Consider the following 13,636-nt stretch of genomic DNA (forward strand, 5'->3'; position numbering starts at 1 on the left):
CTACCGTGCGAGTGGGTAGGCCCCCAAAAAGCCGGCCACGTAGGTGAAGGGGGCGTTCCAGTTCAGGCAGATCTCGTTGCTGGCATAGCTGGGGGTCTGGTCCGCCCAACTCTGCATGGGCGCGGCACCGGGCTTGTACCGGGTGTCCTCGCGGTCCTGCTGGCCGGTGTTGGGGCCACCGGACAGGAGGCCGGGCACGGGGGCGTCGATCCCGTCGGCGGCACTCTGCCGGTGATGAATGTACTGCGGGGAGCGGGTGCCGAAGCCGGTGAGGTAGCATACGCCGTTGGGATTGTGCCCCAGTACGTAATTCATACAGTCACGCATCGCGGCCACGTATTCCGGCCGCGGGTGTTGCCGGTGGGCCGCGGCAATGAGCATCGCGTCGTTCATCACGTCGGAGTTACTGCCCCAGCGGAATTGTTGTAGTGGCTGGTAATAGGCCGTGCGGTCGATCGCCTGTACGAGGCTGTCGGCCAGGGTTTCGACGAGGCCGTCGAGGCGCGACAGGTACTCCCGCGGCACGCGCTCCGGATGCCGCAGTAAGGTAAAAGCGGCCAGGTTGGCCATATAGCCGTTCCAGCCGGTTCCCGCCCGAACGTTTGGTGGCCGGGCCTGGAGGTCGTTGTAGAACTCCTGTTCGCCCGTGGTCGCGAAGAGCTCGGCCGCCGCCCAGGCGCGTTCGTCGTCCGCGTTGCTATCGCCGTACTCCCCGGTACTAACATCGTCGGGATTACGGAAAAAGGCATCGGGGTGCGCCAGGCCCCACTGCCACGCCCGGCGGGCGGCGGCGAGCAGGCGGTCGGCGTAGGCCGCGTCGTAGGCGCGGTAGACGCGCGCCGCCTGGGCCGTGGCGCCGGCGAAGTCGAAGGTCGCGGTTACGCTCTTACCTACCGCGTAGCGGGGCTCGGTCGCCTCCTCGGGCATTACCATGCCGGCGAAGTTCAGGGTGGTAAGCTTATGGTAGAGCCCGCCGTCGTCGTCCTGCATGGTCAGCATCCAATCCAGTTCGTACTTCACCTCGTCGAGGTAATCGCTCTTGCCGTTACCGCTTTCCGGGATATTTAGGCTGCCGTCGGGAGCGGGATCACCCACGTCTTCGTACAGCGCCAGCAGCTGACCTACGGGGAACGCTCCGTTGACGATGTATTTATTGAAATCACCGGCGTCGTACCAGCCGCCCGGACTGCTGAAGGTGCCACCGGTATGGCCGCTGGAGGAGTGGTAGCGCGCCAGCGTGTCGGGGTGGCCGGCGGCACGGGCGTAGGCACCGGCGTGGCGCTCCGGCAGCGATTGGCCGGCGCGCTGGTAGTACAGTCCCCGCAGCGAGCCGATGAAGGCGGGGTGGAGGACGTCTTCCGCCACGCGAAAGGCCGGCGAGTAGCCCACGTCGGGAATAAAGATGCGGTAGGTACCCACCGGCAGGGGGTCGGCCGTGGCGGTCTGGGCCATGACGCCCGCCAGGGTGGTCCAGTCGAGGGTATCGGACAGCCGCCCTTCCACCAGGGTCGTATCACCGGTGCTGTCGGTCACGTAGTACACCGTCCGCGGCTGGAAGTCTACGGGGCGGGCGGGCGCGCTGGTGTCGGCAAACGTGAAGCGCACGGGCTGATCGGGGTAGTAGCCTACCTGATTGAGCTGGATCTGCGGGGTCGTCAGGTCGGCGAATGCGGGGCGATCGTCCTCGGTTTGGCAGGCCAGCAGGTGCAGCGCGATAAGGCAGCCTGCGAGTAAATTGGGTAGCGACACGGGGTGGGCGTTTTCGGGGTAAGATACTGTCGGGAAGCCCGACGGATCAACTGGCTACCACCGCTCCACCACCCCCGCTCCGGTATCCGGTGCTACTACCGCTGAACAGCCACCCGGACGGTCGCCACCCCGCCGCCCGCGGCGGTGACCGTGAGCAGATAGATACCCGGGGCAAGGCCCCCGGAGTCGAGCGTTGTGCGCCGGCCGTTCAGGGTCCACTCGCGCACCGCCCGGCCGTCCACGGCGCTGAGCCGGGCGGTAAGGGCCTGCGCCAGGTACGGCTCCCAGGCCGGGCCCGACAGCGTCAGGACGGTAGCCGCCGTGGCCGGGTTCGGGGCCAGGCCCAGGTCGAGGACCTCCCGGCGGTGGGGTAAAAGCGCCGTGGTGGAGGTATCCGCCCGCACCATGGTATTCAGTACGGTATTCGTGATGATGGGTGGGTTGTAGTCGAAGTAGATGGCCGCCCGGTTGGTGATCTCGTCGTTGTTGACCACGTCCTCGCGGGGGCGCAGGCTGTAGGTGACGAAGCCCTGGCTGGCCGGTGGGTTGGTCATGCTGTCGACGAGCATGATCTCGGCAAAGCGGAAGGCCAGGGCGCGGGTGCTGTCCTCCAGCTCCACGCTGACCCCGTGGCTGGCCGAGAGCAGGAAGAAAGAGGACAGGTCCAGCTCCGTATCCAGGGTGTCGCGCAGCACGACCAGGTAGGCCGTATCGTTGCCGGTGTTCTGGAAGCGGATGGTGTAGGTCAGGTCGGGCGAGCCCTTGAGGAAGCCCTGCTGCTTGACGCCGGGGGGGCTGACTTGCTTGTCGTTGGGGTCGTAGCTGCAGCGGACCTCGGCGTACTGCTGTGCCTCGAGCGTTCGCACCTCACTACCGGCCCGGTGATCGAAGGCGGCAGTGAGCTCCACGGTCAGCGGCAGTACGTCCACGCCGGGCGCCCGGACCATCAGGGGCAGCACGAGGTCCTCGCCGGGAAGCAGGGCGTCGGTTCGGTAGTAGCTGCGCCCTCCCGCCACGGAGTCGGGCGGGGTGATCACGTCCAGCCCCGGGTTGGTGGCCAGCGAGATGTAAGACGGAGGCACGACCTGGTTGCCCGTGTTCTCCAGGGTGATCCACACCGGCACGTCGGTGTTGCACCGCATGCGGCCTACTGTGAGGCCAAACTCCGCCCGGTGGACGGCCGAGGTAGGAACGGCGGCGAAGATATTACGGCGGGCCTTGGCCCGAATCCCCAGTGTCGCGTCAATGGCGTCGGGCCGGATCTTCCAGAGGGGGCCGGCCTCTGCGGTCAGTTTGGTTTCCCCTGCTCCTGTAGTGTACAGGGTGGTCCAGCCGTCCGCATCGTCCCGCCGCACGCTGATGGGGAAATCGCGGAAGGCATAGTTTATGCCGGGCAGCAGGGGCTCGTCCGCTTCCCGGCTGTTGTTCCCGTTGGCGTCGTAGTAGGTGGCGATGCGGTAGCTGGCGTCGCGCTCCAGGTTGGTGAGGTAGTACAGCCCGTCCTCGTGGAAGAGCAGGTCCGTATCTCCGTCACCGTCCACGTCGGCCAGCGTGTGCATTTCCAGCGATACGACGGAGTCTCCGCTGCTGGTGGGAAGCGTGCCGGGCGTAAAGGTCCGTTCCCACCCTTTCCCCGGCTCAAACCCGACCTCCATGCGCCCCGTCTCACCAGTGTAGAGCAACTCGTCGCGACCGTCGTGGTCCAGGTCGAGGGCCCTCCAGGCGGCTCGGTAGCCATCTAGGTAGGTAGTTGTATTGCGTCGGTGGGTGTCAAACTCACCGGCGTGGTAGCCCGTAACGATGGTGTATTCCGTGCCGGCGGAAAGGGTAGCCAGGTCGGTGTAGCCGTCACCGTTCAGGTCCCCCACGGTAAAGTACATGGAGCTCCCGAAGGTCCGCTCCTGCATGGGCAGGGCAACGGGATCGACGAATTCACCCGCCACGGGATCGAAGCGCAGGTAGACCGGCGGCAGGCCATGTCGCACGATCACCAGGTCCGCATGCCCGTCGTGGTTCAGGTCCGGCACGGCGATCTCCCCGGTATTTTGCCAGGTAGTACCTGCGGGAAAGATATCGAGGCACTGCTCCCGGTCGGGGTGGCCGTCTCCGTCCGCGTGGTAAAATACCCGCACCGTGCATCCATCGTCGTAGCGATCGTTGACTACCGTTACGGGAAAGCGATCGGGCAGGTCCAGCGTACGGTCGTAGGCGCTGTGGGAATCGTTCAGCGTGTATTCCGGCACCCGCTCTTCGCGGTACGCACCGGGTCGACCGCCGGAGAACGCCCCCAGTACCAGCGGCCTTTCTTGTCCGTGCATGTCAAGCTGAAACACGAAGTCCGGGTACCCGTCCCGGTTAAAATCCGCCCGCACGGTGTGGTCCACATCGGCGTAATTCGGGTGCTGGAACAATGCCGGGTCCGCGCGGAAAACGGGGCGCACGGTGTACCACGTCCGGTCATCGGGCACCTCGGGGCTGATGCGGTAAACGGCGGCGGGGTAGGTTTCGTACGGTGGCGCTAGGTACGTCGCATAGGCTCCGGGGCGGACCGGCTCGACGGCGAGTTGGCTGAGGTCCGCGGGGTACCATACCGGGCCGAGCTCAGCGGTTCCGGCCACGTAGTCGTCCAGATCGACACGCCCCGGCAGGTGGCCCAGGTCGGGAAAGGTGGTCCTGACGAGTAGTTCCCGGATGCCGGACGCGCTCTCTGCGATCATAAAATTGTTGCGCAGGTGTACTTCCCCCGACACCGTTCGGGCTTCCTGCAGTTCGCCGTCCACCACCGGCAGGATGACCAGCTTGCCATTGTCCGCAAACAGCAGGTCTCCCTGCCCGTCGCCGGTCACGTCGGTTACCCTGATCCCGTAGGTATCGTAGGGGATGACGATGGAATCGTAGCCGACCGGCAACTGCCGGCGGACCAGCACGCTGTCGCGGAACGTCGTGGTCGGGTCGACGCGCCCGTCCCCGTCGAGGTCGAAGGGCGGGTGCAGCCAGCCCCGGAAACTGAACAGGTTCACCGGAGGGTTGACCCCGCCGTCCGTCCGTCCCGCGAACGAGTAATAGCGCAGGGTATCCGGGGCATAGTCGGCACCTTCGACCGCATAGACGAGATCCTTCACCCCGTCGCCATCGGCATCGGCCAGGTAACCGTCCATATTGTCGTGGTCGCGGCCGAACGTAGTGATATGTGCCGAAGGGCCGAAGCCCCCGGGGATACCCAGAATGTAGCGGATAGCTCCGTCGGAGGTATACACGATGTCCTGCCGACCGTCGCCGTTGATGTCGCCGAAGCGGGCCGGGTCGCTGTTCCCCGATCGGATTCCTTCATATGACACCACGCGGGTGCGCCACTCCAGTCCGTCGCCGCTCACGTTCTCCGCGTAGAACAGCTGCGGGTCCTCGCGGAAATTGCCGTAAATATGGTAGAGGATATCGAGGTCGCCGTCGTCGTCCACGTCTTCCGTCGTCAGGCTGTTGACACCGCCCGCGGTGGGGATGACGCGGGGCATACGGATCACGCCGTCGGCGGTATTGGGTACCCAGCTCAGTACGCCCCCGACCACGTGGGCGGTATTGCCCAGCAGGTAATCCGAACGCCCGTCGCCGTTCAGGTCGCCGGTCGCGACCACGTCGCTGTGGTACGGGAGTACCGGCAGCCCAACCGGTTCGAGGACTTCGGCGAACTGGGCGGACAGGACCACGGGCAGCAGTAAGAGTAGCGGTAGAAGTAGGCGCATCTAGGGAGGTTCGTAAGCGATAGGGCGATACACTAAAGATAACGCCGTCGACCGCGTACCCTGCCCCATGATGATGGGTCTTAACATCGCCCGGTCGGCAAAGCCGCCTACCGGGGCCACGTTTCGGCTGCGCGGGGTGTCTTATCTTTAAACCACGAGGCTTCCCAATGCTGAGCATGAAGGAAAAGGAAATGATCGAAGGGTCCCTGCGGGACGACGAGCGGTGCCAGCGCGCCCTCTTCGAGCGGTACGCTCCCCTCCTCATGGGGGTATGCCAACGCTACTGCCGTACCCAGGCGGAGGCCGAGGACGTGCTGCAGGACACCTTCGTGCGCCTCTACGCCAAACTGCACACCTACGGCTTCCAGGGCTCCTTCGCGGGCTGGGCACGGCGGCTGTGCGTAAACGTGGCCCTCAAGACCTACCAGCGCAAGCGCTTCGCCCTCGAACAGACCGGCCTCGACAACGTACCCGAACACGGCGGGGCACCGACGGCCTACGCCGACCTGGGGGAGAAGGAATTGCTGGCCCTCATCCAACAACTGCCCGACGGCTACCGCATCGTATTCAACCTCTACGCCATCGAAGGGTACAGCCACAAGGAGATTGGCGAGAAGCTGGGCATCCAGGAGGCGAGCTCCCGCAGCCAGCTCCTAAAGGCCCGGAAAGTACTGCAGCAGCAGATCGAACGCCGCCAACGCATCGCCATATGAATCACCTCGACGAACTGTTTCGCGGGGGGCTGGGCGACCGCAAGCCCGAAGTGCCCGCCGATCTCTGGAACAAGATTGCCGCCCGGAAGGGAGAGGTACCCGAAGGCGATGCCCTCGACCGCCTCTTCGCCGACAAACTCGCCCACAGGCAGGCTGCCATACCCGCTAACCTGTGGGACCGGATCGTGGCCGCCCGCCACCCGGTGCGGGGTCGCTACGCATCCGCCCTACTGTTGCTGCTGCTCGCGGCGCTTGCCTGGTCCACGATCGATCCGGCGCCCCGCAGGGGTAATGCTACCGTGGCGGTACCGCAGGTGCAGGGTTCCTTCCCGATCATTGCGCATACGGGCTTCGTCACCCCTATGCGCAGCACGCCCCCGACCGATGTCCTGAACCCAAGCGCCCTACCCCCGCAGGCCGGCCCGGCACCCGCGCCGGCCGCCGAAGCAGCGTCCCGCAATGAATCCGTGGTGCTCTTCGACGACCGTACCCCCTCCGATGTGCCGCCGCCCGCGACCTGGACCGCGGCTCCCGCCCCATTCGTTACCCCGGCCATACCCGGTAAAGCCTTCGGCGTGGCGGCCGGCACCTTCGTGCCCGCTCCCCCACCAGTAATGGCCGATCATTCCTTTACCGCCCGGGGTTCCCGTCGCCCGCAGGGAGAAGTGCTGCTTGGAGCCATGTACGCCCACCAGCGTTTCAGTCTGCGTGAGGATGCGAACCGCAGCCTGCGCGACGCCCGCGAGGTGAGCGAGTTTCCCCAACTGAGCTTCCAGGTGAGCGCCCGCGTACACTACCGCCTGACCGAGCGGCTGAGCCTCCTCAGCGGCCTGACCTACGCCAGGATCCGTAACCAGCTCGAGTACGAAACCAAGCAGGGCGGGGTAGCTACCCTCGTACGCAGCACCAACCGCCTGCAGCTGCTGGAGGTACCGGTACTGGCCGGACTGCGACTGTCGGGCGGGCGCCTGCGGCTGACGCTCAATGCCGGACCCGTGATCAACGCCTACAGCAGCGTGCGCGGCAGCTACCTGCACCCCGACTGGGCCCTGCCCCTGGACCTGCGGGACGGCGGCGGCTACCGCAGCAGCGTGGGCCTGGGCTGGACGGCCTCGCTGACCACCACGTACAAACTCGGCGCGGCCGGAACGACACGCCTCCTCCTGGAACCCTTCTTTAAGACGTACCCCCGCTCCTTCACCCGGCCGGATGCCCCGCTGGGCGAGCACTACTGGACGGCCGGGCTGCAACTGGGACTGCGGCGCTCCTTCTAGGCGTCTTTATTGGACTCCGTCAACCGCCACACGCTTGGACTAAACTTACTCAGGTCATTACCTAAAGCGGTAATGCCAGCGTCGGCCTCCTACGTGGGGCGCGGCTACTCGCTTCGGTGAAGACGGCACTTGTTGACCGGGGCGGCGGCGTCCGTCAGGGTGCAGTGGATGAATCACCAGGGGCACCGGGGCGGTTCGTTGCATTTCCTTTGTACTTTTAGCACACAACCAAGCTAAGCTGTATGCCCGTTGACGCGTCCGCTCCCTCGTTTCCCCCCTCCGATAAGGCCGACTGGCTCGACCGGGTATCCGACGAACTGAAGGGCGACCTGAGCCAGCTCGACACCGAGGTAAACGAACGTATCCGTCTTTCCCCGCTCTATACCGCCGAAGAGGTAACGGCCCGCCCGCCCCTGTCGCGCGCCGCCGGCTGGGAAATCGGCGCCTACCTGGACACGGGCGACAGTGACGTCATCCACGCCTCCGCCCTGCACGCGCTGGAGCAGGGGGCCGAGGCCCTGCTGTTCCGGCTCTTCCACCAACCGGGGCCCGGGGAGATCACGGAACTGCTACGGGACATCCGCCTGGACTTCGTTTCGCTCCACTGCTCGCTGCGCTATCCCGGCCAGGACCCCGCGGAGCTCTTCCGCGACCTGGTCAAGTACCTGCGGCGGGAGGGCTACGACCTGACGAAGATCCGCGGCTCCGTTGACTTCGACCCCCTGCTCGACTGGAGTGAGCCGCCCTTCCCGCCGCTGATCCGGTTGCTGGACTTTGTGAGCCAGTGGATGCCCGACTTCAAGGTGCTGCAGGTCAACGCCGCGGGCTTCAACAACGGTCCGGGCTCCGCCGACAGCGAATTGGCGCTGGCCATCGCCAAGGGAGCCGAGTACCTGCAGCAGGTGCGCGACCTGGGCTATCCCGCCGAGACCGTCAACGACCACCTGCAGTTCGCCTTCACGGTGGGGACCAGCTACTACGTCGACATCGCCAAGCTGCGCGCCCTGCGGATCCTGTGGGCCAACGTGCTGCGCGGCTTCGGCATTGAGGACGCACCACCCACCACCATCGCGGCCCATACCGACCTCGCCACCCTGACCGCCGACCGCGACCACAACCTGCTGAAGCTCACCACCCAGGCCCTCTCGGCCGTGACGGGCGGTGCCGATCAGCTGTTCCTTTCGCCGGCCGAGGGCGCCGATCAGCCGGCTACCCCCTTCGGTCACCGGATGGCCCTCAACGTGCAGCACTTGCTCCGGCTCGAAGCCGGACTAGACCAGTACGCCGACCCCGCCGCCGGAAGCTACTACCTCGAAAAGCTCACCGAGGAACTCGTGAACAGCGCCTGGGAGCGCTTCCGGGCGATTGAGGAGCAGGGAGGGTTCGGGGTAGCGAGTGAGGTGTAACAGTACATATGCAGCGGTGCTATGGAGCCAAGCAGCTACCGCCCCTACCCCGGTACAATCGGCCGTCACGGATAGGCTGCGATGCCGTCGCGCATATCTCCGATATTGTCTTTACAACCCTCCCGCGGGTATTCCGGCAATATAAAAGAGTAGGTAACGCTATGCTTTAGTTGCCCCGCGTGATGACTGGAAATACTATTTATGTCGGTATACGTAAATCTCTATCAGATTAATACCTGGATTCATTCCGCTGGTACCTGTCAATGAAATATTGAATAGCCGCGATATCAAAAGAATCCACGCTGGCCAATACGGTGTCCGTCTAACGTCCATGATTTAAACTCCCGTGGAGAAGCGTCTGTTTCAGATCGAATGATCGGTCGTAGAAGCCCGTGGTGTCAGCTAGCTTGTTGTGCGGGTGACAGTCGGAACACAGGTAGGAGAATAACTGTCTCCCTATTATAAGCCTGTCTCCTGTATCCGTTGCCTGCTTGTATAACTCGCTGTCGGTTACGACCAGGTCCACTACCTGGTCGTTTTCCGTGATCACGTAATAACCTGTATCGCCTCCCGCAACTGTTGAATTACCAACGGAGTGATCATTTGCCCCGCGTGGCGGGGAGCATGCGAATTGACATACGCTCAATACGATCAGAATTGCCTTAATAAGGTATATCATATTGCTCGTCATATGATTTTATCAATATAGGGGAAATACCACTCCACGAGGTGAAGCCCTCCGTTTGCTTCGGCCGGTTCAAGGTAGTACCCCTGCACTCCGTAAAAAGCTACGAATTGCCGACGGACAGCTCGTTAATAATCTACGGACAGGCAGGCCGAAGACACCGTGCATACGCTCGGGGACGCCCCGGCCCCCGCGACGGCTGCTGCCGCAAGTATGCACGGGACCGGCCCCTATGACATTAATCACCGGACGGACGGTCGTTCGTCATTGCCCCGCCGGGCGACGGGCCGCACCTTTGGCCAAAACCACCGCCCCTATGCACCTGATCGAGAAGTACAACCGGCCCGTGCCCCGCTATACCAGTTACCCGACGGTTCCCTACTGGCAACCGGCCCCGCCCCCGGAGCCGGAGTGGCTCGCGGCGGTCGACCGGCGGCTCGCTACGTCGCGCGCCATCAGCCTGTACGTCCACCTGCCCTTCTGCGAACGGCTCTGTACTTACTGCGGCTGCAACAAGCGCATCACCCGCAACCACGGCGTGGAGCAGCCCTACGTCGATGCGGTCCTGGCCGAACTGGCGATCTACGTCCGCCGATTGGGCACGCGGCCGCAGTTGCGGGAGCTACACCTCGGCGGCGGGACGCCAACCTTCTTTTCGGCCGGGGAACTGGGCCGGCTGGTCGACGGGATCCTGGAGCAGGTAGACATCGCGGACACCTACAGTTTCGGCTTTGAGGCCCATCCCAACAGTACCGGGGAGAATCAGTTGGCGGTACTGGCCGCCCGCGGGTTTCACCGCATCAGCGTGGGCGTGCAGGATTTCAACCCTACTATCCTGTCGCTCATCAACCGCCGGCAGACGGAATCGGACGTGCTCCGTACCGTCGGGGAAGCCCGGGCGGCGGGCTTTACTTCTCTGAATTTCGACCTGATCTACGGGCTGCCACGCCAGCGGACGGACGACATCGTGCGCAGCGTCGAGTGGGTAAAGCGGCTGCGTCCGGACCGCATCGCCTTCTACGGCTACGCCCACGTACCGTGGCACAGTCCCGGCCAGCGCGCGTACTCGGAAGCCGACCTGCCGGTGGGGGCCGCGAAGCAGGCACTCCACGCTACCGGGCGTCGCCTGCTGGAAGCGGCGGGCTATACCGACATCGGGCTGGACCACTTCGCGCTCCCGGACGATGAACTCGCGCGCGCCCACGCCGGCGGCACCCTGCACCGCAACTTCATGGGTTACACCACGGCCAACACGCCGGTGACGCTGGCCCTGGGCTGCTCGGGCATCAGCGACAGTTGGGATACCTACGTCCAGAACGAGAAAGGAGTGGAGGCTTACCAGCGGGCTGTGCTACTGGAGGACCGCCTGCCCATCAGCCGGGGCCACCGGCTCACGGAGGCCGACCAGCTCGTCCGCCGCCACATCCTGAACCTGATGTGCCGCGGCTTCACGGAGTGGGGCGGCGGGGCGCAGCGTTGCCCGGCCATCGACCGGGCCATCCTGCACTGGAACGCCATGGCACTGGATGGCCTCGTACGCCGGGCCCCCTACCGGGTGGAAGTGACGGAGGCGGGTGCGCCCTTCCTGCGCAACGTATGCCTGCCCCTGGACGACTACTACTGGCAACGGCAGCCGGACGGTCAGGTCTTCAGTCAGGCCATCTGATCCGTGTCCGCTCCCCCCTGTCCCCCACCCGGCTGCGCGCACTGCGGCGACCCCTGCCCCGGGCCTGCGGAGCGCCCCGGCGACCTGCCGTTCTGCTGCGCGGGCTGCCGTACCGTGTACGGGCTGCTGCACGACCACGGGTTGCAGCAATTCTACCAGCTCGCCGAGAACCCGGGCCGCAGCCAGCGGGAAACGCCCGCCGGAGACTACGGCTGGCTTACCGAGGAACGGCTGGCGGCCCGCCTGGCGCGCTACCGCGACGCCGAGCGTTGGGTGGTTGAACTGGAATTGCCCGCCATCCACTGCATGTCCTGCGTCTGGCTGCTCGAGCAGCTGCCCACCCTGGCGGCCGGGGTACGGGAATGCCGCGTCGACGTGACCCGAAAGCTGGCGACCCTTGATTTCCACCCGCGGCAAACCAATCTGCACGAGCTGGCGGAGCTACTGGCACGCCTGGGCTACCCGCCGGTACTGCGTCCGGCCGGTTCGGCGGACGACCAACGGACGGCCAGCAACCGCCCGCTGCTGTACCGCGTCGGGGTGGCCGGATTTTGCTTCGGCAACATCATGCTGCTGAGCTTCCCGGAGTACCTCGGTATCCACGCCGACCACGACGGGGCGGGGTTCGGGCGGGCGCTGGGCCTGCTGATGCTCGTGCTGAGCCTGCCCGTGGTGGGCTACGCCGGCGCCGGTTTCCTGCGCGATGCCTGGCGGGGGCTGCGGAAGCGGCGGTATACCCTGGACTTTTCCATTGCCCTGGGAATGGTTGCACTCTTCGGCCGATCGGCCTACGAGATTTTATCGGGTACCGGCGCCGGGTACCTGGACAGCCTGGCCGGACTGGTATTCTTTCTGCTCGTCGGACGCTGGTTCCAGTCTTATACCTTCGGGCGGCTGTCCTTTGACCGGGACCACCGGGACTATTTCCCGATCGGGGCGTACCGGGAAGGGGCGGACGGTGCACTTACCCCGGTTGACTGCGGCGAACTTGCCGTCAACGATCACCTGCTGGTGCGGCCGGGGCAGGTCGTACCGGTGGACGGCGTACTGCGCGACGGGCAGCCGGAGGTACGGATCGACTATAGCTTCGTGACCGGGGAGTCGCGCCCGCGGGCCGCGGTGGCCGGGGCCGAAGTATTTGCCGGTGGGCGGGCCACGACGCGGGCGCTACGGCTGCGGGTGACGCGCCCGGCGAGCAGTAGTTATCTCCTGCGGCTGTGGCAGGGGCAGCACGAACGGAGCGCACCGGCCGTGACCCCGCCGCAGCGCTTGGTCCGGTACTTCACGTGGGCCATCCTTACGCTGGCGGCGGGCACCCTGGCCTACTGGTACCCTACGGCTCCCGGCTTGGCGTACCGGTCCGCTACCGCCGTACTGATCATTGCCTGCCCCTGTGCGCTGGCCCTGGCCGCCCCCTTCGCGTACGGGACCCTACAGCGGCTCCTGGGGCGCGCGGGGTGTTACCTGCGCGATCCTGCGGTGATTCTCCGCCTGGCCACGGCGGACGCCTTTGTGTTTGACAAAACCGGCACCCTGGTGGCCCCGGGAGCGGCGAGCGTACTGGAGCTGGATAGTACCTCCCCCGGCGGGGGAGTGATCCTGGCCATGGCCCGGCAGTCGACCCATCCGGTAAGTCAGGCCCTGGTAGCCGCCCTCACGGATCGCGGGGTGGCGCCGACGGTCGTCCCCGCCGTTACCGAGCGAGCGGGTCGGGGCCTTGAACTTGAGTACGGGGGCCGGACGTACCGGGTGGGCGGAGCGGCCTTTTGCAGAGTACCGGACCGCGGCGCCGGCACCTATGCCGCCGTAGACAAGCGGATTATTCTGTGCCTGCGGGCGGCCCCGGCGGAACTGCGGCCGGGGGCGGGAATGGCGCTGCGCGCGCTGGCGGCGCGGGGGCGGGTGTACCTGCTTTCCGGCGACGCGCCGCCGCCGGACGACTACTGGTCTACCTGGTTTCCGGACGGTGACGCCCGCTTCGCGCTGTCGCCCTTCGAAAAGGCCGGCTTCGTGGACGCCTTGCGGGAGGGGGGCCACCTGGTAGTGATGATCGGTGACGGGCTGAACGACGCGGGAGCCCTGCGGCGCGCCGACGTGGGCCTGGCGGTCAGTGAGGACACGGCGGCCTTCAGTCCGGCCAGCGACGGAATCCTGGCCGCTACGCGGCTCGGTAGTCTACCCGGCATCCTGCGCGCCGCCGCCCGGATGAGGTACGTAACGGCCGTTGCCTACGGTTTTGCCGCGCTGTATAACGTAGTGGGGCTATCGTTTGCGGTGAGCGGTACGTTGAGCCCGGTGGTGGCGGCCATCCTCATGCCCCTGAGCTCGCTGACGGTGGTGAGCATCGCATGCGCCGGAGGCTGGATGGCGTACCGCCGTGATATATGTCACCGGGGGGCGTGA

Annotated in this window: 7 protein-coding genes; 5 read left to right on the top strand and 2 right to left on the bottom strand. The window is 65.6% G+C overall.

Annotation, left to right across the window (positions count from 1 at the left end):
- Both DQG19_RS06445 and DQG19_RS06450 read right to left on the bottom strand, forming a co-directional pair.
- Positions 1-1,749, bottom strand: coding sequence for a glycoside hydrolase family 9 protein (locus DQG19_RS06445; RefSeq protein ID WP_116125420.1), 1,749 nt, complete (start codon positions 1,747-1,749; stop codon positions 1-3).
- Between the two features lie 95 nt (positions 1,750-1,844).
- Positions 1,845-5,489 carry a T9SS type A sorting domain-containing protein gene (locus tag DQG19_RS06450; protein ID WP_116125421.1) on the bottom strand — a complete coding sequence of 1,215 codons (3,645 nt, stop codon included), beginning with the start codon at positions 5,487-5,489 and terminating at the stop codon, positions 1,845-1,847.
- A gap of 176 nt (positions 5,490-5,665) precedes the next feature.
- On the opposite strand from DQG19_RS06450, the gene DQG19_RS06455 reads away from it, so the two are divergent.
- From DQG19_RS06455 to DQG19_RS06480, 5 genes are all read left to right on the top strand, one after another.
- Entirely contained in the window at positions 5,666-6,202 is a 537-nt protein-coding gene (locus DQG19_RS06455) for an RNA polymerase sigma factor (protein WP_116125639.1), read from the top strand.
- Positions 6,199-7,476, top strand: a complete 1,278-nt coding sequence (locus tag DQG19_RS06460; RefSeq protein ID WP_116125422.1) for a hypothetical protein — start codon at positions 6,199-6,201, stop codon at positions 7,474-7,476. The genes DQG19_RS06455 and DQG19_RS06460 overlap by 4 nt, the downstream gene beginning before the upstream one ends.
- 242 nt (positions 7,477-7,718) lie before the next feature.
- Positions 7,719-8,882: a methylmalonyl-CoA mutase family protein gene (locus DQG19_RS06465; RefSeq protein ID WP_116125423.1), complete on the top strand. Its 1,164-nt coding sequence runs from the start codon at positions 7,719-7,721 to the stop codon at positions 8,880-8,882.
- 1,001 nt (positions 8,883-9,883) lie between these two features.
- Entirely contained in the window at positions 9,884-11,233 is a 1,350-nt protein-coding gene (gene hemN / locus DQG19_RS06475) for an oxygen-independent coproporphyrinogen III oxidase (RefSeq protein ID WP_116125425.1), read from the top strand.
- Positions 11,234-11,236: 3 nt separating this feature from the next.
- Positions 11,237-13,636, top strand: a complete 2,400-nt coding sequence (locus DQG19_RS06480) for a heavy metal translocating P-type ATPase (RefSeq protein WP_116125426.1) — start codon at positions 11,237-11,239, stop codon at positions 13,634-13,636.

It is taken from the genome of Lewinella sp. IMCC34183 (assembly GCF_003390915.1).
GTDB lineage: Bacteria > Bacteroidota > Bacteroidia > Chitinophagales > Saprospiraceae > Neolewinella.

What these genes read in the sequence shown, in the direction of transcription:
- hemN (WP_116125425.1), top strand. Translation starts at nt 9,884, where the DNA reads ATGCACCTGATCGAGAAGTACAACCGGCCCGTGCCCCGCTATACCAGT.
- DQG19_RS06455 (WP_116125639.1), top strand. Translation starts at nt 5,666, where the DNA reads ATGAAGGAAAAGGAAATGATCGAAGGGTCCCTGCGGGACGACGAGCGG.
- DQG19_RS06460 (WP_116125422.1), top strand. Translation starts at nt 6,199, where the DNA reads ATGAATCACCTCGACGAACTGTTTCGCGGGGGGCTGGGCGACCGCAAG.
- DQG19_RS06450 (WP_116125421.1), bottom strand. Translation starts at nt 5,489, where the DNA reads ATGCGCCTACTTCTACCGCTACTCTTACTGCTGCCCGTGGTCCTGTCC.
- DQG19_RS06465 (WP_116125423.1), top strand. Translation starts at nt 7,719, where the DNA reads ATGCCCGTTGACGCGTCCGCTCCCTCGTTTCCCCCCTCCGATAAGGCC.